The organism is Kordiimonas aestuarii (genome assembly GCF_025574465.1).
GTDB classification, from domain to species: domain Bacteria; phylum Pseudomonadota; class Alphaproteobacteria; order Sphingomonadales; family Kordiimonadaceae; genus Kordiimonas; species Kordiimonas aestuarii.
Map to the genome: position 1 here is coordinate 18,986 of NZ_JAOBPP010000018.1, position 23,679 is coordinate 42,664.

The following is a 23,679-nucleotide window of genomic DNA, read 5'->3' on the forward strand; positions in this document are numbered from 1 at the left end:
ATTGCTTAAGGTAATCCGGACCCGGCTAACGGCGATATTGCTGATGAGTGGTTTATTCGCAGCTGTAACCGCAGCTGACGAGAAAAACATCCCTGAGCCCTTCCGCGGGGAAACCAAAGGGTCGCCCATCGAAATTCGGTATGACGACTGGAACGCTATCCTGGACATGACGGTCATTGATGCCGGTACATCAGACAGGTCGGCGGCGTCCGCCCCGCGCCCTGAAATCGGCACACGGTCGGTGCGTGGTAACACCAGCAGCACCAGAAACGAAGGCAACCGCATTGCCTTCCCGGCTTTTGCCGACTATGAGGAAAACCTGAAAATCCTTGAGACGATCAAGACGGAGCTTGAAGCACTCCCCGACCAGGCTCCCTTGCGTCTGTGGACCAAAAATGAGCAGCTTGCCTACTGGCTCAACCTCTACAATATCTCGATCATTATCCAGCTGACAAAAGAATACCCGGTGAAATCGCTGCGCGACCTTCATGAAGGCTCACGCAAGGAGCCTTCTCTTTGGGACCAGAAGTTGATGAAAGTAGCGAACATCGACCTGTCATTGAATGATGTACACAACATCCTCGTTGAAAAATGGGACAGCACGATTGTGATGTATGGCCTGTTCCAAGGCTATGTTGGTGGCCCCAGCATTCAGGATCAAGCCTATACCGGACGGACGGTTCACAAGCTACTGATCGAAAACGCCAAGGAATTTGTCAATTCCAACCGTGGTATGCGCCCAAAGGGCTCAACCCTTCACATTTCCGAGTATTATAAAGAGAATAAAAAACTGTTTCCTGACTGGGAAGAGGACCTGAAGAAGCACTTCATCAGCTTAACCGAGTTTAGTTGGCATGATCGCATCCGTGGGGCAAAACGCATCAAAGCCACCACTGACGACTATTACATCGCAGACCTGTATGCCGGCTCATCCAGCAAAGGCACAGCTTCCGCTTCCAACCCTGCGGCCCTCACCACAGCCTTGGTCAGTTCAAACGACGGGGCGGCGCAAATACTGCCGGGTGTCAACTTTGGTATTGGCGACTGGAACCTCGACACCTACGCCAACTATCAACTGGCCCCGATCGAAAGCCGCTTTCCCGAGTATGTCACCGAATACATTCAGAAAATGCGCAAGAACAAATCCTTGCGTCCCGGCAATGTTGATGTTGAGGAAGTCGAAAGCGAAGACGACAAAAAGGATCGCAATAACTGATCTTCTGGCTTTGCGAAGGCCGCTTCATCGCGTAGACAGGATCTATGTTTGACTGGAATGACCTTCGGTATTTTCTGGAACTGGCGCGCCGCGGCAAACTTGCGGCGGCAGCCCTCCGGCTCGGGGTCGACCACACCACGGTGGCGCGCCGCATAGCCGCCTTGGAAAATCAGCTTGGCGTCTCACTTTTTGATCGGGAAAACCGCGCGTATCTTATCAATGAGAACGGACGGCGGCTGCTTGCCCATGCGGAAAAAATGGAAGCAGGCTCGCTGGCTCTGATGGACGAAATCGCCCCGGAACTGGGCGGCCCTACCGGGACTGTTCGCCTAGCCACGCCAGAGGCCTTTGGCAGCCAGTTTCTTGCCCGCCATTGCATGAGTTTTCATAACCACAACCCCGGCATAACCCTTGAGCTTGTCGCAGAAACACGCTCCCTGAACTTCAGCCGCCGCGACGCGGACGCAGCAATAACCTTGGCCCCCCCCAGCCACGGCCGCGTTGTCTCGGAAAAAATTGCTGACTACCGACTTCGCCTGTACGCCGCGCCGAGCTACCTGCAGCGACATCCGCCCATCGTGCGCCTGCCTGACCTCAGGCACCATCATTTCATCTGGTATGTGGAAGACCTTCTGCCGCTACCTGAACTGCAGATGCTCGACAAGGCGATCACAGATCCGCATGTCATTTTCCGAACCACAAGTGTCACCGGACAGGCCCATGCAGCAGAAGCTGGCCTCGGCATAGCACTTTTGCCCTGTTACCTTGCCGACAGAATGAAAGGGCTCACCACCGTACTGCCGAATGAGTTGTCGATTTTGAGGGATCTTTGGCTTGTAACACACGCGGAGCTTCGACCCGAACCTCACATAGACAGGGTCTGCCAGTTCCTCACTACGCTTGTAGCGTCTGAGCGCCGCGCGCTGCTTGGCGCAGGTTAGTCACCCATTCATTCGGTGTTTGCCGGAAGGTATCTACCGTGACCTGTCTTGCGAAACAGATTGCACAGCGGCGTAAGATTACGTCCGCAGGTCAGGCGTTCTTCCCTCGTTGCAATTTCCGCCAAAAAGCCTTCCGGTTCATTGCCAAAAACGCTCAGGAGGTTATAACAACGTTGCGGCATCAACGGGTTACCCCAGGCGTCGGATGCCTTTTCACACAGGTCCAATGCCTCAAGGGCGATGTCGTAGCGAGCGTGCAGGCTGTTCAACTGCGCCAGCTTGATCATTGACGAGCCCAACAACGCGAGAAGATGTCGGTTGTTTTCACCCGGCAGCAGGTCTTGGCCTGCCTTGATATACTCAACCGTGGGTTCGACCTCCCCTTTTTCGACAGCCCTTATCGTATCAGTGGCCACACGAATAAAATCATCAACTCTGTCTTTCTGCTCCAACGACGCTTCGATTTCGTCCATCAATGCAATCCGGCGGGCTTTGCTGGAAAAATAGGGGCTGCGCTCAGCGAGGCTCAGAGCGAGAAACCGCCACATATCCTGATCGCCTTTTTCCCAAAGCAGGCTTTTGAGTTGTTTCAACTCCACCGGCGCTGTACGGGTGCGCGACACCAACTTGTCGTGCAAAGCTTGTGCATCATTACAATATGACGGCCAGTTTCTGGCACCCGCAGACGCACCAAGGCAACTCTGTTCAGGAAACGGCGGTGCTTTCGCAATGTCCTGGGCCCGCAGCGTCTGAGAGGTGACCTGCACCAGAATACAAACAACAACAAACTTAAAGCCGCTCACCCTATACCCCCGATCACCAGCATCTTATTCAGCAGCCTTACTCAGATTTCGGGAAAGGGGGAATTTCAGGCATACGCTGGTGCCCTTGCCTTTCTCGCTTTCAATAAAGATTTCACCACCGTGCAACTGAATGAAAGTTCGTACAAGCGACAAACCAAGGCCCGTGCCCTCGTGGCTCCGGGTCATGACGCTTTCGATCTGGCCAAATGGCTCAAGCGCGACCGTGATTTCTTCTTGGTGCATGCCTTCGCCTGTGTCTTTGACGATAAGCGCATAACATCCATCGGGCATGAGAAGCGAAGCCGCCATGATCGTACCACCTGGCTTGGTGAATTTAATAGCGTTGGAAAGCAGGTTCAGGATCATCTGCTTAACAATGCGACGGTCAGCCCATAGATACTGATCTTTGGCAATCTGACGCTCAAGCAACAACCCCTTGTCGCGGGCGTTGAACTCGACAATAGGAAGGCATTCCTCAAGCAAGTCGCCAAGATAGAATTCTTCCTCGTCAAGGTCCAGCTTACCGGCCTCAACCTTTGCAAGGTCAAGGATATCGCTGATGATATCCAGGAGCAGCTTCCCGCTGCGGTGTATGAGGTGGCTGTACTCCTCATACCTGCGCTCACCAAGCCGTCCGAACACCTGCATGTTCATCACTTCCGAAAACCCGATAATAGCGTTCAGGGGCGTCCTGAGCTCATGGCTCATTTTGGCAAGGAACTCCGTCTTGGCCCGGCTTGCACGCTCGGCCTCCTCGACCGCATATTGCAATTGCTGGGTTCTGCGCCGCAGTTCCGCTTCAGCGGCCTTGCGGCGCTTGACTTCTTCCTCCCATAACAGCGAGACCTTGAACCAGCGTGATAGGCCAAGTGCGGTCAGGAAAAGGCCCGGCACATAGCCAAAAACTGCCACAAGCAGGTTCCAGGCATCCTTGCTTGCCATGGCATCCATGTGAGGTTTCAGGGCTGTTTCCTCAAGGTAATCGACAAACGCCGCTGCGCACAAGAAGAGCGACCCAAGCAGAATAAGTTTCAGGCCACGGTCAAGGCCTGTCAGCCGCCGCACCTTTGCAAGCAGCGTGAGCGGCACCAACAGGACACCAATCAGGATAAGCAGATCCGCGTGAACGATGCCCATTATCGTCTCCTTCCAGGAGATACCAGCGTGGCTCTGTCCAACAAATTTGCCTGACTGAAAGACATAAAATCCCCAAAATTCCTCGAGCAATGCGCAATTTAAGCAAAAATGGCATGGTGCTGTCTAATGTTTCCGCATCACGAGAACATTTAGGCCGAATAATTTCACAAAACCGACAGCGCCCACATAAAATATCATATTTGAACTTTTAGTAATTGCGCCCCGTCAAAGGCTGCGGCACAAGCGAAAGAGCGAACTTTGAATGGAACCACGGACCGTAACATGCCGCGAGTGCTAAAAATCCATATGTGGCCCCTGTGGTTTCTGGCTTTGTTTGGCCAGGGCAAGTCCTTCAAAGCGAACCCCCTTATTGGCTCGCATATATTGAACAGACTCGGCCTCCATATGATCCGGGTATTGCTGGCTCGAGCAGTTGCACATTTCCGCTGGTTGTTATTAAGTTCAAAAATGCCAAAGCTTCTGCGAAAGGCATACGCCCGCGATGGTTTTTGCATTATCACCAATTTTCTGGATGAACACGAACTGGCCGCGATCCGGCAGGAAATTCGAACTCCCGGTGGAACCGCTCGGCAGATGATACAAGGCAACACCGCAACACAGCGAATTCTGCTGGATGAGGCGTTCTTACAAACCCGCCCTTCCCTTAGCGCGTTGATCCACAGCGGCAGCTTTGTCGACCTCCTTGAATACGGCGCCGCCAAAGCGTGCATGCCGCTTATGTATATCCAGCGTATCCGGAACGGCCATCTTCCAGGCTCCGTAGACCCACAAAAAACAATGCACTCAGATACATTTCACCCAACCATGAAAGCGTGGTTGTTCCTTGAAGACGTAGAGCAGAAACACGGCCCCTTCACCTATGTACGGGGTTCTCACAAACTGACAAAGGCGCGCTTCAACTGGGAATACGCCCGCTCTTGCGCAGCGGGAAAGTTACGCGACGGTTATTCCGAGAAAGGATCCTTCCGTGCCAGCCCTGATGACTTGGCCGAAATGAACCTGCCGGAGCCAGAGGGTATTACCGCCAAGGCGGGCACTCTTGTGATTGCCAACACCAATGGGTTCCACGGCCGTGGTGACGCTGAAGACGGCGAAGGCAGGATCGAGATATGGGCATATGGTCGCCACAACCCCTTCAACCCTTTGCCGGGGTTCAATCTTAAGTTCATAAGTAATATCGAACTTTTTTTCCTGAAAGCCTATTGGCGACACAAGGACAAACAGGCTAAAAAACGAGGTGTGAAATCCAGCTGGCATTTGATTGACACCAATGAAATGCTGGATTAACTGCCGATCTGTCCTCTGGAGAGCCTTTTATGCCAAAGCATAACGTTGCTGTTGTCATCCTTGCCGCCGGCAAAGGTACCCGGATGAAATCTGCGCGCCACAAGGTGTTGCATGAGGTTGGCGGCAAAGCAATGCTGCACCATCTGTTGGACAGTGTGCATAGCCTCGCTCCGGAAAAAACCGTCATCGTTGTTGGGGCTGAGCGTGACCAGGTTGAGGCCGCTGTCTGTGATTGCGAAATCGTTGCTCAAACGGAACAACTGGGTACGGGCCACGCTGTCATGATGGCAAGCGAAGCACTTGAGACATATAGTGGCGATGTTCTCGTTCTATACGGCGACGTGCCTTTCATACCTTCGAACCTGATGAAAGAGATGATCCAGGTACGAGACGATGGTGGCAACACCGGCCTCGTTGTGCTCGGGTTTCGCCCTAAAGACCCGGCCAGGTATGGCAGGCTCGTAACCGCGCGGGATGGCAGCCTCGAACGCATTGTCGAATACAAGGACGCGTCAGCGGCGGAACGCGCCATTGATTTATGTAATTCCGGCATGATGCTGATCGACGGAGAAAAGCTTTTCGCATGGCTTGACCGCCTATCGAACAAAAATGCCGCCGGTGAGTATTATCTAACTGACCTCGTTGCGGTTGCGCGGGCGGACGGGCATTCGGTGGCGGTCGTCGAAGCGGCGGAAGATGACGTTCTTGGCATCAACAGCCGCGAAGATCTGGCTCATGCCGAAGCCCGATTTCAGCATAAGCGGCGAAAGACAGCCATGGCGGCAGGCGTAACACTCGTCGACCCCGAAACGGTGTATTTCAGTCACGACACCCGGCTCGCCGCTGATGTAATAATTGAGCCCAACGTTTTTTTTGGCCCCGGTGTGGTCATAGAAGACAATGTCATCATCAAGGCTTATTCGCATATCGAAGGCGCACGTATACGCGCGGGTGCCAGCGTTGGCCCCTTTGCCCGCCTGCGTCCCGGGGCGGACATCGGCCCTGAAGCAAAAATCGGCAACTTTGTCGAAGTGAAGAAGGCCAAGCTCGAGAGAGGTGTCAAAGTCAGCCATCTGTCATATATCGGTGACGCTTTTATCGGTGCTGACGCCAACATCGGTGCGGGTACCATTACCTGCAACTACGACGGTTTCCTCAAATTTGAGACCCATATTGGCGCAGGGGCCTTCATTGGCTCGAATACAGCGCTGGTAGCACCGGTGAAAATTGGCGACGGCGCCCTTGTGGCGGCCGGCAGTGTTATCACAAATAACGTGGAAAAAGACGCACTCGCTATCGCACGCGGTCAACAATATGACAGGCCAGGTTTTGCCGCCGAGTTCCGCGCGGCACAAACGTCAAAAAAAGCGGCGCTCGACGCCAAGAAGGGAAAATAGCCCATGTGCGGCATCGTTGGTATCCTTGGCACCACCGCGGCGACACCGCGCATTTTGGAGAGCCTTAAACGCCTTGAATATCGGGGGTATGACAGCGCCGGCATTGCTACCTTAAACGCGGGCACGCTTGACCGCCGCCGCGCGGCTGGCAAGCTCGAAAACCTGAGCACAAAACTGAAAGAAGCACCCCTTCAGGGAAACAACGGTATCGGACACACGCGCTGGGCCACACACGGTGAACCCAGCGAAGCCAATGCCCATCCGCATATGACCGACCGTATCGCAATCGTGCATAACGGCATCATCGAAAATTTCCGCAGCCTGAAAGCCGAACTGACAGAAACCGGTGTGACGTTTGAAGGCGAAACCGACACCGAAGTCGTCGCCCACCTCCTTACCCGTTATCTGAAGGAAGGCCTAAGCCCCAGAGACGCCTTTCACAAAACCCTGGGCCGACTGGAAGGAGCCTTTGCCCTTTGCGTGCTGATCAGGGGCGAAGACAACCTGATGTTTGGCGCGCGCGAGGGCAGCCCGCTGGTGGTCGGACTGGGCAGCGGCGAAAACTACCTCGGTTCGGACGCAATGGCGCTTGCCAGCCTCTCTAGCCGATTGATCTACCTTGAAGAGGGTGACTGGGTGGAAATGACCCGGGAGACTGTGCAGGTCTATGACACCACCGGACGCCCGGTTAAGCGTAGCGTAAGCATCAGCCAGGTCGCCTCCACCATGGTGGACAAAGGCAACCATCGCCACTTCATGCAAAAAGAGATTTTCGAGCAGCCAACAGTCGTCGCGCAGTCTCTCGGCAGATATCTTGACCCGAATGCAGGCAAGGTCACCCTGCCGGATATGCCGTTCGAGCTGGCAACAGTCCCCAAGGTGACGCTCGTGGCCTGCGGCACCAGCTATTATGCAGCCCTCGTTGCGCGCTACTGGATTGAGAAACTGGCCCGGGTACCCGTGGAAGTCGACATCGCGTCCGAATTCCGCTACCGCGCACCGGTTTACGCAGAGGGCGGCTTATGCATCTTCATCTCACAATCTGGTGAAACTGCAGACACGCTAGCCGCTCTGAGGCACGCCAAGGAAGCGGGCCAACGGGTGTTGGTCCTCGTGAACGTTTTGGAGTCCACCATGGCGAGGGAAGCGGACGTTGTCTTACCCATCCACGCGGGTCCGGAAATCGGTGTGGCCAGCACCAAGGCTTTCACTTGTCAGTTGAGCGTGCTGGCAGCTTTCGCGGTCAATCTCGCTGCTGCCAAGGGGCAAATTGACGATCCGCAGGAAGACGCTTACGTGGCCGAACTTGAAAGCGCGCCGAAACTGATGGCACAGGTACTCCATAATGACGCAAAATTACAGACCATTGCGCGCTCCATTGCCCACGCCCGCGATGTCCTGTTTGTAGGTCGGGGCATCCACTACCCCATCGCCATGGAAGGGGCGCTGAAGCTCAAGGAAATAAGCTATATTCATGCGGAAGGTTACGCCGCAGGTGAACTGAAACACGGGCCGATTGCGCTAATTGATGAGAATGTGCCGGTGATCGGCATTGCCCCCAATGATGACCTGATTGACAAAACCGTTTCTAACTTGCAGGAAATCATGGCGCGGCAGGGCAAGGTTATCCTTTTGTCCGACAACGCAGAAGATGAAGCGGAAGGCATGTTTGCGCGCTTTGAAATGCCCAGCGCCGGGGAACTGGTCACCCCAATTCTATACGCCATTCCTGTGCAACTGCTGGCCTATTATGCTGCGGTGGAAAAAGGCACGGACGTGGATCAGCCGCGCAACCTCGCAAAATCGGTCACCGTTGAATAAATGAAATGATCTTGTTCCACGAGGTTGTGGCCGTACAATAAAGTATCATACTGAACAATAAAGTATCATACTCGACAATAAAGTATCATACTGGGCCCTGCCAGAGGGTCGGATGGCACTTTAACGGGAGAGTGGTCGATGCCTACATTTGGAGGACTAACGGCAAAGCAAATTGAAACTCGCCTCAAAGAAGGGCGAGGCGCTGGCCACAAACAGGACTACAAACCCTTCCTGACTGTTCGGGACGTATCATCATCAGGCCGGTCTCACCGGGCCTTCGGCACAAAGACACAACGCATTCATCATCTATTGTCTAATCTGGAGCTTGCGGTATTTCTGAGCCTTGATTGGTCCGACAATACCACCGACATACGAGAACAATTCCCACTGAGTGTTGATGACACCGCCGCTCTGGCGGAAGAAGCCGGAATACGGCACGCTGCGTACAAGGGCGTCTATCAGGTCATGACTTCTGATTTTCTGGTTGATACCTTGGCAAAAGATCGACCACAGTTTGCCCTTCAAGCTAAATATGCTCAAGACCTGGAAGATAAGCGCACGGTCGAAAAACTTGAGCTGGAACGGCGATACTGGCATTCAAAGGGCATTCCCTGGTTCATCGTCACAGAACATGACGTTAGTCCGGCCGCCTGCAAAAATGTTGAATGGTTCAGTCCCATTCTGAACGATACCGTCAATACTGACGACCTTCACCATTTCCATTCCCTGTATGTCCGCTGTTTCCAAACCCATGCGGAGGACAGGCTCGTTACACTTGCCGCAAAGATCGACGCGGATGAAAATCTGGAACCCGGAGAAGCGCTATACTGGCTAAGAAACCTCCTGGGGCGCAGATATTTCCTCTTCGATATCTCAATACCGTACCAGTCGGTGCGCGCTGGCGATATCGTGCCAAACGATGCCGTTCCGATGACGGAGGTGCTGGATGCTGCAAGTTAACCAGATCGTTGAGATTGGTGAAAGCTACCACAGGGTTCTTTGGTCCTCACCTCACACCTTAATATTAATTGACATCAACGACACCAAGGCCTTCCCAGTTCCGCACGACGACCCAGAAAGCCTTTTGCACCTGATCGCGTCGGAAGATGTGCGGGTGGCGGACGATCCACATTTGTCTCTGACCATGGCCACAGTGGAAGCGGGCTCCAAAGCAGAAGAAATCAGGGATCGAGGATGGAGAATTATCTCAGATTTGGTAAACGACCCTTCTATTCTCAGCCCCCAATCGCGGGGGCCGCTCGTTGAGCTCGCGGTGCAGAAGCATAGCACGACAAAGCAGACCGTTTACCGGCTTTTGCGGCGATACTGGCAACGCGGAATGACACAGAATGCTCTGCTACCCGACTATCACAAATCGGGAGGTGCGGGGCGCAAGAGAAAACAGATTACCAAACTAGGTCGTCCGCGAGTTGTCCTGGTCGGTATCGGTTGTGTGATAACGCCCGATGTCGAACGTCTGTGCCGAATTGCAATAGAGGAAGTTTTCCTGAAAAAGAAAGGCCGATCCCTCAAGAAGGCCTACCTCAAGCTACTTAACCTATATAAAGCCAGCTTTGGCGATGTACCATCACATGAAGTACCTACCTACCGCCAACTCTCGCACTTCTACCGCAGGGAATATCACCCGACGGAAGCGCTTATCAAGCGAACACCCAAGCATGTCTTCAACAAGGATATTCGTCCTCTTATCAGCACCTCAACAGTTGAAACACTCGGACCTGGTTCCCGATTTCAGATCGATGCAACAATTGCCGACGTTTATCTCGTCTCGGCAGCCAATAAGAGGCGTATCGTTGGCAGGCCTGTCGTTTATATCATTATCGATGTTTTCAGTCGCCTTGTAGTGGGGGTTTACATTGGTTTTGAAGGACCTTCCTATGTTAGCGCGATGCAAGGGCTGGCAAATGCCGCCGAAAACAAGGTCGAATACTGCAAGCGTTTTGACATCGAGATTAGTCCTGATCAGTGGCCTGTCGCTGGAATCCCGGACGCAATCCTTGCCGACCGGGGTGAATTGCTCGGCCACCAAATTGAGGCACTTGTTTCACGGTTCAACGTCCGCGTCGAAAATGCCGCAGCTTACCGCGGCGATGCTAAAGGCATCGTCGAGCGCTATTTCAGAACTGTCCAGGAACAATTCAAACCATATGTGGAAGGCGTGGTCGAAGGCCCGATATCGAAAAAACGGGGAGGAAAAGACTATCGGCTCTCTGCCAACCTTACGATTGACGCCTTTACGCGGATTATTCTGCATTCGGTGATTTGGCACAATCAGAACAGAGTTATTGAGGACTATGACCGGGATGTCGACATGCCAGACGACTTGCCCTCCATTCCCATCGAACTTTGGAAATGGGGCTTAGCCAACAAGACGGGCCGCCTGAGAAGTTTTCCACACGAAACTGTGGCACTAAGCCTGCTTCCGCGCAAACGTGCAACCATTTCAGACTTGGGCATCAATTTGTTCGGTCTTTTTTATACATGCAAGGAAGCCTTGGCGGCTGGCTGGTTTCATAGAGCCAACACCGGGCGCCCTGGTAGCGTGATGGCTTCTTACGATCCGAGACGTGCCAATCAGATCTATATTCTGCCTGAAGGCAATCCGACGAACTACTGGGTCTGCGACCTCTCTGACCGAAGCCGCCGCTTTCGCGACATGAATTTTTGGGAGGTCTGGCGCAAGCAGAAATCCGAACGAGCAACACAGGCCAAAGCCAAGGCTGATGCCAACATGAGCGAAGCCGATCTGGACGCCACTATCGAAGAGATTGCTCGCGACGCGCAAGAAAAGAGGCCAAAATCAACAGGCGAAAGTAAGGCTGCACGTACTCGGAACATCCGCGAGAACCGTACGGCGGAGAAGGACTTGGAACGAGCGGCAACAGCTTTCGCGCCTCCAAAACGCTCAAAGCCAAAAAGCGCGAATGTCGTACCCCTTAAGACAGATCCATCCTGTTCTGACTTTCGCTTTCCTGATATGGTAGAGACCCTGTTTGGAGACGACGCCGATGACGAATAGAAACATGGGCAACATCGTCAACGCCGTGTACGGTGACCCGGGGCTTGAGGAGTACCGGAACAACCCACTTATTGCTACGCTGCCCCGCATCATGGAACTCGAGGACATTCGCGTAAAACTGGAACGTCTCCCGGCTTTCCATGAGGAAGAAAAAACGTTACCCAGTTCTGTCCGCTTACACGCTATAGCACGCCTTTTGACCGATTTTTTCCAACCACTTTCCATTCATGTAGAACTCGAGAGCAAAATTTCTCTCTTGATGAGAGTAGGCTACAAGGGGCGCAATCCAGATACGGGAGACTACTTCGAACACCTCCAGAATGGCTATGAACGTCTGGTCAAGGGTGACCTCAAATCCTTCACCTTTCAGTCTGCAAGCTCGACCGCTCACAGTCTGGCCTTCATCGGCTGCTCGGGATGTGGAAAGAGTACCGCCCTAAGAATTATCCTTGAGACCTATCCGCAAGCCGTCTTTCATGCCGATTACAACATAACTCAGATTCCTTACCTCAAGCTAGATTGCCCTCATGACGGTACTCTCAAAAGCCTCTGCTTCGACTTTTTCCAGGCGGTAGATAAGATACTAGGAACGGACTACACCAACCGGTATGGAAACAAGCGGCTGAATATCAACATCCTGCTGGGGCGGATGGCACAGGTCGCCAATCTACATGCAATTGGGGTTCTGGTCATTGACGAATTACAGCACCTGAAGATCGCCAAAGCCGGCGGGATTGAGAAGATGCTCAATTTTTTCGTCACCCTCGTGAACATCATCGGCGTTTCAGTTGTCATGGTAGGTACCCCCTGGGCTCGTCGCTTCTTCGAGAAAGACCTCCGGTCAGCCCGTCGCGCTGCAGGTTTCGGTAGCCTGTTGTGGGACAGAATGCCGAATGACCGCCAATGGCGGTCTTTCGTGAAACGCCTCTGGCAGTATCAATGGCTCCGTGAATCGCCGCTTTCATCTGGCGATGTCAGCGACGAGCTCTATGATCTGTCGCAAGGGGTCATCGATATCGTGGTTAAACTCTTTGCACTCGCCCAGCACAGAGCCATCATGACCGGTGTAGAGAAAATCACGCCACCATTGCTACGGCAGGTCTATGAAGACGAACTGATCCCGGTGCATCCGATGCTTGACGCACTAAGAAGCGGCAAGCCCGAACTGATCTTGAAGTATGGCGACCTACGAATGCCGGATGTCACGGCCAAAATTCTCACAATAAGTCAGGATATCAATACCTTTGCGGCACCGAAAAAATGGAAGCCCAAAGTTAGCAATGACACAGCCAGCCAACTGGTCGCCGTGTTGTGCGCGATGGGTCTGGAACATGATGTCGCTGTGCCATTGGCTGACGAAGTGTTGGCTGACGAGCCTGACCTCCCCATGCACACGCTAGTTCATTTGGCAACGAGCCGCATGATGGATGCCCAGAAACATAAGAAACCACCAGCCAGAAAGTATATTCAAGAGCGAGATTGGGCGAAACTGCCCCCTGATGACCTCAGGTACATATATACCGACAGGCATCAAAGCACCATGTACGAGGCTTCAGAAAAAGCTGGAATTTTGCTTGACCTGAAAAAGGAATTTGCGCGGAGCGCCTGACATGCTCCATTATTTGCCGAAACCAAAACCTGATGAGCTGCTTTACAGTGTCTTCGCTCGTTATGCTGTGCATATGGGCAACATTAGCGCCAAGCAATGCCTTGACGACCTTTTCGGCTGTAGAACGGTTGTTGCGACTGTGGACTTGCCCTCGCATTTGGATGCGTTTCTCGCGAATGCAGGACACCTTTGGGACATTACCCCCGAGGCACTCATCTATCACCACACTCTTTTTCCGCTGTATGCTCCATTTGTTCCCGAGACACGCAGACAGTCCGCCCTTTTACACATGCGCAGCGGTGATGGTCGTGCATTGCATGTTCAACTGGGGATTTCAGCATCCACCGTCAACCCACCCACTTTCTTGAGGTTCTGCCCTGCTTGTCTCAACGAACAGCTCAGCAATTACGGCGAATATTTCTGGCAACGCTCTTGGCAGGTCACCGGGTTGAACGTATGCCGCTGCCATGGTCCGCTGCTAGAGTCCAACGTTCGTTTTCGACATCTGGAGCGTCATCGCTTCGTTCCTGCGACACCTTCTGCTTGTCAACTCTCGCCGATTGATGCGGTCAGGAGAGAAGCTCACGCGGTTCACCATACATGCAACAATTTGATCAGTGAGCTCCTCAGAATGCCATCACAATGCTCGCCAACATATCATCAGTGGTCCCAGCTATATCATGAAGTTGCAGTTGAAGCCGGTTGCGCCAACGGGGCTCATATCCGCCATCAAGAGCTGATGCGAGATTTTCACAGCGCCTGGAAGGGTGGCTGTGAGGAAATTACGGACTTGGCTCCGAACTGGCTGGTAGAAATGTTCCGGAAACACAAGAAATCATTCTCATACCTACAGCATGTGGCCGTTTGGGCATTTTTCTTACCAAAGTTGACGGTTCGAGAAGTCCTTCAATGGGCATTGAGCTTCCCGAAGCAGCATGTCGTCTCGATGAGCCAAGCGAAGCTACCTTCCCAAGAAACCGACCTGATGACATACCGGTCAAATTGGTGCCGTGCTCTTGATAGCTTTAGCGGGCGGGGCATAAAGTGGGTTCGTGCCAACATTAGCGGCATGTCCGCCACCTATGCGTGGCTTTATCGGCATGACCGTACGTGGCTCATCAAAATCAATAAGCAACATCGCATCCAGCATCCCGGTCATTCTGAACGTGTAGATTGGCCCGCGCGGGACCAGGCGCTCTCTCGCAAGCTTCGCACAATTGCTCAAAACAACGACTCCATACTGACCCGCCGCACGAAAAACTGGTATATCAACCAGCTACCTCAATCCGCTTCTATCGAGAAAAACCTCACACATCTGCCGTTGCTCTCCGCCCTTCTAACTGAAACAACTGAATCGGTTGCAAATTATCAAATCAGGCGTTGTAAATACGCTTTGAAAGAACTGGCGTCCGAGGGCGTGCCGACGGCTCGCTGGCGTGTCGAGCGCCGAGCGGGCATTGGCATGCATAATATAAAGCCTGCAACTGAGAGATTCTTGGCAAAGCTAGACGGAGTGGTATGTGACGAGAACAACGATCCGCAGTATCCCGAATAAGTCTCAACTACGCCACCTCGGCAACTGTTTCAGGCGCAAAGAATCGGACAGCAGGTGGAAAATTGCCGTGCGCTATAAAGTTGATGGCAGGGACGAAACCAAGCGGTTTGATTTTGGGTTGATGCCGGTACTGGCTTCTCGCCGAACATATGACAAAGACAGAAATCCCAGATTTATCTCAAGCGGCTACCCACAAACACTCGTACTGCCGCCTAAGAGATCATGGCGGACAGCAACTGTCGGTGATTTTGCCAAGTTTCCCAAGAAGGATTCTATGCCAGAGCATCGGCATCAGGCCTGCTTTCGCTTTGAGGCGAATGGTTTAGACGTTTGGCTACCTGCGCTAGAACTTGCACGGGCATTATTTTTTCCATCGTCATATCTGGCGCGCCTATCTTTGCAGCCTGAGGGGCTTGATGGAGCATTCTATGTCGAAAGACCTCAAGCCAACGTCAACCAAATCCATATGCTTCCGGGAGCCAATTTCCCCAAATACTACCTGGAGCGAGATGATTATCAAATTCATCTCGCCTGGTTGCTTTTGAACTCTGAGATGCGTGCCTCCTTCGGTTCAATAGCGCGTAATAGAATGGCCAACCAGGTCGTCGACGGTCAATATGCTCGATGGGTGTTTAACTTCGATCCTCCAAACCTCGCCGGCACCAAGGTGCAGGCAGTTGGTCAGTTTGATCGCGCTCTCGGAATATTTCTGGTCTACGAGATCGCTGGTCTCAGCAACATAGATCATGGCATCTTTGGAGATGTGTACTTTGCCGATGCTCGCGCAACTAGTTCGAGCGGCAGCAGCGGAAAGACGGGCGCCGGTAGTTTTCAGTCTCCAGCCGACGACATAGAGATCGAGGATGAGGACGAGCCCTCAGTCTATAGTAAACATCTAATCGCCCCAACACCTGAGGTCGGGCTCGCCTTCATACGCCCCCTAACGACCAAGAAATCCGGATCAACTATGCCAACCACAAGCGGAGTTGCTGCGGCAGGTGAAACAGGCATCCCTGCCGTCGTTGGCAGTATTGCCGAAGGCAGCATTTTCGGAGGTATTCCGCAAAGCGACTTTTCTCAATTGGATACCAGCGGAAATCTGGCGGAACCGGGAAGGAAGTTTACCCAATTTAAGAAAATGATTGATCTCCTGAATGCAGAAGAAAGCATCAACATCCTTGAAAGTAAGATTTCACCTGTCCCAGAACTGCCGCGACACCAGACGCACCTGACATCGTCGGGCGAGCGTCGCCACTACATGCATGTAGTCGTTCAATGCCCTGACAATCGCATTTGTCATATTTTGGAGGTCGATACGACCGACAGCCCTAAATCCCTCGCAACGAAAGTCCTTGAACTGCGAGAAAACTCCGGCCACGTTGAACACATCCAGTCAATTATGCGACGACTTATTAAAAATTCTTTGCGTTGGCCTCGGGAATTGTTGAACAATCTCTGCAAATGCAACCACAGCGTTCGCCATCCAAATTATACAGATCTAGGTAAAGACGACTTGAACGGAATTGCGCATTGGAGCCAACGTATTCTATATGTTCTTAGCCACTCTTAAACTCAGACGACCTTATCCATTCTCAGTAATACTCGGTCATTCCGGCGTGCCACCGACACGGTTCTGAAAATTGCCTATTCGTGAGGATCTATCTGCCTCACAATATAGTGCCAAATCACATACCTTTCCAAATACATTGCTGCAAACGGCACGATATGCATGTAATCGTCCGGTTAGTCACTTCTAAGAGACTTCCGAAAGATCAACCATGCTCGTAGCTTTCCGCATCACTCAAGTTACTTGTATGTATGCCTCCCTGGTCAGATATTAATTCAATCTCTTCGTTTAACTCACGAAGTCGAAGCCTTAACGCTGTTCGATCAATAGCTGTTCTTCCAGCTATTCCACCGGGGGCACCCGACAGGGCCGATATGACCTGATCTCGCTCATCCTCAATTTCCCTGAGGCGAGTTGCATCTCCCTCCGCTTGGTCATCCAATCTCCGTTTCGCCTCAATATCAGCCAGAAGGCTTTCCTCTACTTTCTCGACCTTTCCTTGCATTTCCGGGTGTCGCGCAGCTGCAAATCTAAGGAATTGACTGAACTCATAAATATGAAAATCCTGGCCGCTCTCGCGCCTAAATTCCTCAATGAGTTCCGGTCGAGGCCCCTGTTTTCTACCCTTATGAATCCACCACCAGTCCTCTTTTACATCGTCCGAAATAAAAATTATTGGCCTCCCCTCCAGCTTTGCTTTGGCTATCATATCCTTCCAGATTATGAGGTCTCCGAACTTGTCAAACTCGCCGGCATCTTTTTTCGCATCCTTATAACCCGGGGGTATTTTTTTCGAATAGCGCTCCTCACCTTCCTTCTTGATCGCCGCAAACTGTTGGAGAGTCCATCTATCGCCCACGCGATTGTCCAACAACTCAGTTAAACGTGTAACAGCGGTGTCAATATCATCGGTTGGATGGCTATTTTGTGCCTCTCTCATCCTCGCCTTAAAATCGGCAACAAATATATTTAAGGCGGCCAATTCCTTCTGAACGTCGATCGTCGGATGAGCCCGCAGCTGTCGCAAGCGCTCACAAGCCCTCTCGATATTGGCCTCCTGATCCCGAACCAATGAGTCATATGCGTCCTGCGCACCGAGTTCGACATCAAGCCGATTGCGATGAAATTCAAGCCCAACTTGGTAGGGAATCCAAAGTGAAGCCCTAAGCACACTAAACAAACGCAACAATTCTTCTCGAACGACCGCAGGATGGCGTAGGCAATGCAACAGAACGTTTGCATCAGGGACAAAAATCGCATTCTCCCAAAGGGCAGCCACTTCGGTTGCGGATTTGGTATACCAGCCTGGATACTTCTCGCGCATACTCATTACTCCATCCACTCCAACTTTTGGATGCCCAGGTTCTTCGCTGCGAGTTTTACAAGAGAGCGCTTGCGTGGTTCAGACGTCTGGCCTGTTTCCCATAAAACAACGCCATACGGAACAGCATCCGAGAATGCATGACCTCGTTCAAATGTTGCCATTAATATCAGTTTCCAATCTCTACTTTTCCCCCAACAAACAACCTTTCCTCCCTCCAAACGCCGTCCATGTGGCTTAATATAGACATGGCAGACACCGTTGAGAGGAGCCGGCACTCTAAGCAATTCCCATACAGCTGCTTCACTCTCGGAAAGCCGATTTCGCTCATATGCTTTTATCAAGCTATCCTTGATATAGACCCGTACCTTTCGAGGATCCATAAAATGTGCGAGCTGCCCGCCAATCGCTGGATCTCTTGTCCACAATTCATAATATCGGGATCGCTCGACATCCGAGAGAGAAGACCAACCAAGTTCATCAGCAGTCTCCCATAGGGAATCACGAATGCCATCTCTAATATTCTGGGGAATGATCATTGCACTCCCCCTTTGTTATGTGGCCTCGGAAAATTGAAAGAGGGCAGTTCCAGCGTTGGATCCCCTTCTCGCATGAAAAGGTCCGCCTGATCACGCATCCAATCGAGCATAAAACTACCGGCACTTTCATCTCTAAACTGCACAACACCGGGCATTCTCAGCCGTTCGATGTCGCCTGCCAAAGCCTTTTCCAACTCAACAACCTCGGCAATCCGTCGAAGGTCACTTACAAAATCCAGAACAACCACCTTCTTTTTGGTCGGGCTTATTCTGAGCCCCCTTCCTAGTTGCTGAACGAATATTCTCCGGCTATGCGTTACCCGCATAAAGACAATCATGTCGACATCTGGAACATCTACCCCCTCGTTAAAAAGGTCCCGAGTAGTTACAATATCCAGTTGGCCTTTTCGGAAAGCGGCCATTGTTCGGTCCCGTTCCCGCAAGTCCATTTCACCCGTGATAGCTTCAGCCCGAAAGTCGAAAAGCTTGAGAGTTGCGGCAAAACTATTGGCATGATGAATTGAAGAACAAAAAATAATAGCGGACCTTCGTTTTTCCTTATCGAAAACATCACGAATTGTTCGTGCCGCTTCCTCATCCCTAGTTGGCAACAGAAGGAGTCTATTTAGCTGACTAATTGAGTAATGATTTCTCGATGTCGCACTTACAGCTGACCAATCAACATTGTCCGCAAGCAACCGATAATCGGCCTCACATAAAAACCCTCGCTTGAGACCGTCCTCAATCCCAACTTTGACAACTGGCGGTCCTAGCAAGTCATCAATATCGTAACCATCACCACGCCAAGGTGTCGCAGTCACACCGCCAATCATCGAATCCGAAAGGTGTTCTGTGACGCGCCTGAATGTATCGGATCCAAGATGGTGAGCTTCATCAATAAGCACGAGCCCAAATTGTGGGAGCTCATCAAGGCGAGAGACCGCACTTTGCACTGTAGCAAATGTAATGCCGTCCCAAGAGCCGGGTGTTTCCCCCGCCATCAAGCGGTGAGTAGCCACCCATTTTGGCAGTTGATCCCAAAAGGATCGTTGAAGTTGGTCGACCAACTCCCTAGTACCCGCCAGCACTAGCGTTCGCCCGCCTAGTATCGCCCCATCCCTGTATAATTGGGCAACGCTTTCCGCCAGCACAACAGTTTTGCCCAATCCGGTTGCAAGGACCACTTGCCCCCTACCTGTTTCTCGCAAAGAAGCTATGAGCTTTTCGACTGCCTCGTCTTGATAATCTCGCAGTTCCCGTCTGTGATGGGAATATTCTGGGCTCTTCTGAGCTAGCCTGAGTAACGCTGGCGGTTCCAACAACCCAATTTCAATCCCAAGAGCTTTCCAACGTCTGATTGCATCATGAGTAGCTGGACCCACACGACGACTTGTAGCTACAAAAATTCTATCTGCTTTGTAAAAGCGCGCGGCTTCCCCAACTTCATTCACGGCATTGGCGGAAGGATATCCGCCAGAAGTAAACTTGCATTGGATGACCCAAAGTTCGCCATGCTTCACACCAAGAACGTCCGCTCCATGGTCCCCTGTACCTGCAACTAGACGTACATCATCAAAACCATTACATACGAGAAGGCGCGCTATATCCCTTTCAAAAGCTTGCCACGGGCCTTGCAGTAAAGATGTGGTATCAAGGAAAGGTTCCATGTTTCAGCCCGCCGTATCTTGCCTCAGTAGCCGGACCGAACATGTTGCCCTTATTACCACATCTCGGTCCGCTCGCTCGATGTCAGCGGCAGTTTGGTTGGCTAGCCAAACCGCATCGCGAAAATAGGCGTCGTATCGTGCCCTGACCCCGCTTCGAGCTTCATCAGTCACATCAGCATTGCCAAAATCCAAAGCCTCATAGGCATCATCCCAGAATTTCCCATCAAGAAACATCTCCGGATGTCGGTTGAAAACTTGCTGTAACGTCTCAAAATTCGCGTAGTCCCAGAAGCGACCCTCTGCTATGACCCGCTTGTGATCTGGCACACCCCTGTTTGCCATCCTTCTCGTAATCGACTGCTGCTCACCACTATCGAGCTCCTCATACAATTCGTTCCCATCCAAGCCTGCCAACGACGGAATAGCCCGTGCAATATCGCCCAGTACTGAGGTGGCGAGTGTTATAATCTCCTGAGGGTCGAGCCGAGTGTCTACGCAATAAAGCTTTCTAAAATCAGCAAGCACTCCTGCCACTGACGGGTTTTGCGCTTGCCCCTTAAGAAATTCGGCTGTCCTAAAAGTAAGTTCGGTAAGCAAAGCGTCGAGCGGCATCATTGTTGTCGATCGAAAGATGTCATGGGTAGCATCAACCAGAAAAGCATATGTTCGGGTTGACACATCATCAAGCTTTAGAAGCCATGGAAGACCTGTCGGCAAATCCGGATCATCCTGGAAAACCTGAAAGGCTTGAACATCATACTCTACCCTAAAGGTTGGATGAACATACTTTTGGGAAAGCTCATGAAGCCTATGACGAACCGGAACGACAGGCTCTGGAACAACAGGTGCAGGTGCGGGCGTTGCGGGATCGCCGGTTGGATCTCCATCGGTTGGTTCATCAATGAAGCCTCCCGGCAAAGGTGGGTCCGCCGGATCGCCAGCTAAATCACCCACTGCCTCCTTGTCCTGTTCTTGTACAAGTTGCCACCATGGTTCGTCGGTCAAATAGTCAGGATCGTCCTGGGAGAATTGCTCCGCCATCTGCTGTGCACGCTCATTATCGCGCACAACCAAAACTCGCGACCACAGGCCATTCTTCCCCTGAGGACTAGACCGCCGAAAGGCTTGAAACATTTTATACAAAGGGCTGTCGTTACCGGAATATCCATGTTGCTTTGCCAGGATTGGACGCAATGGCCCGTCCCCCCTTACGATGCGAACCATTTCATTCCATGATGGATCATCGCGTTCAAACCTGTCCTTCGTATAACTTACACGACAGTGATCAATATGAATTTCGCCAACAAATCGCCCTCGATTTCTAGGGTCATCAACAGGATACTCGACGTCGCGGCTGTCTCCGTTATTCCATTCAAATAGGTCCTTATTTGATATCTCGATCTTCCTGCCGTTACGGACAAAATCAATGCCAAATTCTGAAGCATGCAAATATCGTTGCAATCCGATCCATCCGCGGACGCTACGTGCAATCTCTTCAATTTCACAGTTTGAAGTACCTGTAGGACAGTGTTCCTCACTAGGAGCAAGCGTTCGCATGCAACTGATGCAATAGCGACGCGGCGCCAACTTGGCATCAATTATCTCTACAGCCCGAGCAACCGATCCATCGGGGTATGTAACTGTACGATCTTCTCCCCAAACACAGTGACGGCGAGGACGAAGGCGACCTGACCCAAGTTTAATATGAATTTTGCCGGTTCCTGTTCGCTCAAGAATAGGCGAATACGCCCGTTCCAAATGCTTGCGGATGGTTTTCTGGTTGTTACCTCGAGCCAGATAAGCCCTTTGATCTGGTTTGAGCCTAGTAATTACAATAGTTGTTCCGTGTGTGGTATGGTCTGGTTTCGGCCGCGTCTGACGAGGAACTTTAAAGTTCCGACTGATACGAAGGTCATCAAGATCAATCCGAACGCCTACCTCCTCAGGGTCTCCTTTCCGACTGGTCCAAACCTCAGTAACAAGTCCTAATCGAGCTGTCGCAATATTGAAACCCATACCGAATAGCCCGAGACTATTAACTGAACCTTGGCCAGACCAGCCTGCTTTAACGGCATTCTCCAGTACCTCAAATGACATACCTGGCCCATTGTCTTTAACCTCGATACGGGCATTCGCGTTATCTGCCATGGGAAGAGCCACGCAAATTTCAGGAGCATCTACAGGAGATCCGGTTCGCTCAGCGTCAAGAAATCCATCGATCGAGTTATCCAAGAGTTCAGCAATGCATCTCCACTGATGAAGGTTGATTTCACCAAGCATCTGCAACACCCTTGGGTCTGGCGTAAGGTCGAATTCCTGGATCATTTTGCCGCCTTCTTTTTTGGCATTTTGGATTTAATTAATGTAGAGAACCACTTGATGAATTGAGCTAATTCTCTTTTATTTAACTGACATTCCCAAAGCTCGACAACTTCCCAACCTAGCCTCTCAAGGTTTGTTCGAACCAAAACATCACGCTTACGGTTCCCTTCCAGCTTCGGACGCCAAAACTCAAGTTTCGATTTCGGCATCCTAGCCAACCTACAATCCGGATCAGGATGTTGATGCCAAAAACAACCGTGGACAAATAATACAACGCGACTACTAGGAAAAACTATGTCAGGTGTACCCGGCAGTTCCCTTACGTGTAACCTATATCGCAGCCCTGCCGCGTGAAGAGCTCGACGTACAAGCATCTCTGGTTTGGTGTCTTGGGCTCGGATACGAGCCATTTGCGCGCTTCGCGCCGACCTGTTTTCGATTTCCCTTGCCACCCCTAGGTTCTTTCCGGATCGGCGTCACCTTCAATGCCCGCTACAGCCGTCACTACCTCAGTGTCATCTTGGCGGAACCCAGCGAGCATTTCTTCCAATAGCTCTGAATGATCTCGCCGCGCAGGTACTTTCCTTAGAGTTTCCTCGATTTTTTCCTTGACTTGATCAGGCGTTAAAGAGTCTTCGAGATTTTCGTCTAACGCCCAGCTTCGTCCGGGATGGACGACATCCCAGGGCGATCGCTTATTGGCCCGTGTTTTCGCAGAATCACCATGTTTACTCATACCCCAGCACGCTTTGGTTTCTGAATTCCAAATGGGCCTAAAAGTTTGTATCAGATGCTTTTCGGCAACCAGCTGCGCATTCGTTGCACAAACTAGACGGCGGCAATAAAAATCCCCAAGGCGAATTTGATCAAAGCTGGGATATGTTGGACCAGAATAATTCTCGACACTTGCGATTGTCCGCGCATGCTCCATAAGGCGGGCCGTGAGCTTGCTGCCCTGCTCACGAGCATCACTTGCATCGCCAATAACAGGATCGGCCTTGCCGACATAGATAGGCGTCTCTGACCCTGTAACACCTGAATACAGAGGATGACTTCCACGATAATAGATCGCGTATACACCCGATCCATAAGCGGGTTGTATGCCTAAAAGTGGGACCAAAGGCTGTGCCAATAACGCAATGGACACCATACGCCCGACGTCTTTGGGATTTGAGGGGTCAAAGATTTTACGGGGCATTCTGATTGAATCAGCTGTCGACCTTGCTTCCTCAATCGCCTCAGAGTGCGCTGAAAGACCCTTACGAATACGCCTTACCACAGCAGCAGGCGGATCCTCGCCAACTGCGGCAACCAAGTCACTTAGCGCCTTCTCAAGGGCTTTCAATGCTACCCGATCTGGTGCAAGGGCCATTAGTCAACCTCCAGAATAGTTTGTTCCCTACATACAGGGAACGACGCCACCTTGAGGTTGAATA

18 protein-coding genes are annotated in these 23,679 nt (G+C 51.8%); 10 read left to right on the plus strand and 8 right to left on the minus strand.

The window, feature by feature from the left end:
* Window position 1 precedes the first annotated feature (1 nt).
* Both OEU85_RS06180 and OEU85_RS06185 read left to right on the plus strand, forming a co-directional pair.
* Window positions 2-1,216: a DUF547 domain-containing protein gene (locus OEU85_RS06180; protein WP_262690582.1), complete on the plus strand. Its 1,215-nt coding sequence runs from the start codon at window positions 2-4 to the stop codon at window positions 1,214-1,216.
* A 44-nt stretch (window positions 1,217-1,260) separates the two neighbouring features.
* On the plus strand, window positions 1,261-2,157 hold the full coding sequence (locus OEU85_RS06185; RefSeq protein ID WP_262690583.1) for a LysR family transcriptional regulator: 897 nt from the start codon (window positions 1,261-1,263) through the stop codon (window positions 2,155-2,157).
* An 8-nt stretch (window positions 2,158-2,165) separates the two neighbouring features.
* On the opposite strand, the gene OEU85_RS06190 is transcribed toward OEU85_RS06185, so the two are convergent.
* Window positions 2,166-2,960, minus strand: a complete 795-nt coding sequence (locus tag OEU85_RS06190) for a hypothetical protein (protein WP_262690584.1) — start codon at window positions 2,958-2,960, stop codon at window positions 2,166-2,168.
* Window positions 2,961-2,984: 24 nt separating this feature from the next.
* Entirely contained in the window at window positions 2,985-4,097 is a 1,113-nt protein-coding gene (locus OEU85_RS06195; RefSeq protein WP_262690585.1) for a sensor histidine kinase, read from the minus strand.
* A 468-nt stretch (window positions 4,098-4,565) separates the two neighbouring features.
* Between OEU85_RS06195 and OEU85_RS06200 the strand changes: the two genes are divergently transcribed.
* The 8 genes from OEU85_RS06200 (at window position 4,566) to OEU85_RS06235 (ending at window position 16,397) form a co-directional block, all read left to right on the plus strand.
* A complete protein-coding gene (locus OEU85_RS06200; protein ID WP_262690586.1) occupies window positions 4,566-5,405 on the plus strand; it encodes a phytanoyl-CoA dioxygenase family protein in 840 nt (279 codons plus the stop codon).
* 29 nt (window positions 5,406-5,434) lie between these two features.
* Window positions 5,435-6,802, plus strand: a complete 1,368-nt coding sequence (gene glmU, locus OEU85_RS06205; RefSeq protein WP_262690587.1) for a bifunctional UDP-N-acetylglucosamine diphosphorylase/glucosamine-1-phosphate N-acetyltransferase GlmU — start codon at window positions 5,435-5,437, stop codon at window positions 6,800-6,802.
* 3 nt (window positions 6,803-6,805) lie between these two features.
* On the plus strand, window positions 6,806-8,623 hold the full coding sequence (gene glmS, locus OEU85_RS06210) for a glutamine--fructose-6-phosphate transaminase (isomerizing) (protein ID WP_262690588.1): 1,818 nt from the start codon (window positions 6,806-6,808) through the stop codon (window positions 8,621-8,623).
* 138 nt (window positions 8,624-8,761) lie between these two features.
* The gene (locus tag OEU85_RS06215) at window positions 8,762-9,583 is read left to right on the plus strand and encodes a TnsA endonuclease N-terminal domain-containing protein (protein WP_262690589.1); all 822 of its coding nucleotides are present in this window, start codon (window positions 8,762-8,764) and stop codon (window positions 9,581-9,583) included.
* Entirely contained in the window at window positions 9,570-11,663 is a 2,094-nt protein-coding gene (locus OEU85_RS06220) for a transposase family protein (protein ID WP_262690590.1), read from the plus strand. The genes OEU85_RS06215 and OEU85_RS06220 overlap by 14 nt, the downstream gene beginning before the upstream one ends.
* Window positions 11,653-13,272, plus strand: a complete 1,620-nt coding sequence (locus OEU85_RS06225) for an AAA family ATPase (protein ID WP_262690591.1) — start codon at window positions 11,653-11,655, stop codon at window positions 13,270-13,272. The genes OEU85_RS06220 and OEU85_RS06225 overlap by 11 nt, the downstream gene beginning before the upstream one ends.
* 1 nt (window position 13,273) lies before the next feature.
* On the plus strand, window positions 13,274-14,827 hold the full coding sequence (locus OEU85_RS06230) for a TnsD family Tn7-like transposition protein (protein ID WP_262690592.1): 1,554 nt from the start codon (window positions 13,274-13,276) through the stop codon (window positions 14,825-14,827).
* Complete coding sequence (locus tag OEU85_RS06235; RefSeq protein WP_262690593.1) at window positions 14,793-16,397, plus strand: Tn7-like element transposition protein TnsE; 1,605 nt, start codon at window positions 14,793-14,795, stop codon at window positions 16,395-16,397. The genes OEU85_RS06230 and OEU85_RS06235 overlap by 35 nt, the downstream gene beginning before the upstream one ends.
* 202 nt (window positions 16,398-16,599) lie before the next feature.
* On the opposite strand, the gene OEU85_RS06240 is transcribed toward OEU85_RS06235, so the two are convergent.
* Genes OEU85_RS06240 through OEU85_RS06265 form a run of 6 tightly spaced genes read right to left on the minus strand, consistent with a single transcriptional unit; the run spans window position 16,600 to window position 23,615 of the window.
* Window positions 16,600-17,718 carry a PIN-like domain-containing protein gene (locus OEU85_RS06240; protein WP_262690594.1) on the minus strand — a complete coding sequence of 373 codons (1,119 nt, stop codon included), beginning with the start codon at window positions 17,716-17,718 and terminating at the stop codon, window positions 16,600-16,602.
* A 5-nt stretch (window positions 17,719-17,723) separates the two neighbouring features.
* Window positions 17,724-18,254 (minus strand): hypothetical protein, encoded by a 531-nt coding sequence (locus OEU85_RS06245; RefSeq protein ID WP_262690595.1) that lies wholly within the window; start codon window positions 18,252-18,254, stop codon window positions 17,724-17,726.
* Window positions 18,251-19,921 carry a DEAD/DEAH box helicase family protein gene (locus OEU85_RS06250; protein ID WP_262690596.1) on the minus strand — a complete coding sequence of 557 codons (1,671 nt, stop codon included), beginning with the start codon at window positions 19,919-19,921 and terminating at the stop codon, window positions 18,251-18,253. Before OEU85_RS06250 ends, OEU85_RS06245 begins: the two co-directional genes overlap by 4 nt.
* A 3-nt stretch (window positions 19,922-19,924) precedes the next feature.
* On the minus strand, window positions 19,925-22,246 hold the full coding sequence (locus tag OEU85_RS06255) for an ATP-binding protein (RefSeq protein ID WP_262690597.1): 2,322 nt from the start codon (window positions 22,244-22,246) through the stop codon (window positions 19,925-19,927).
* A complete protein-coding gene (locus tag OEU85_RS06260) occupies window positions 22,243-22,695 on the minus strand; it encodes a very short patch repair endonuclease (protein WP_262690598.1) in 453 nt (150 codons plus the stop codon). The genes OEU85_RS06255 and OEU85_RS06260 overlap by 4 nt, the downstream gene beginning before the upstream one ends.
* A 2-nt stretch (window positions 22,696-22,697) precedes the next feature.
* Window positions 22,698-23,615, minus strand: coding sequence for an Eco29kI family restriction endonuclease (locus OEU85_RS06265; protein WP_262690599.1), 918 nt, complete (start codon window positions 23,613-23,615; stop codon window positions 22,698-22,700).
* Window positions 23,616-23,679 lie beyond the last annotated feature (64 nt).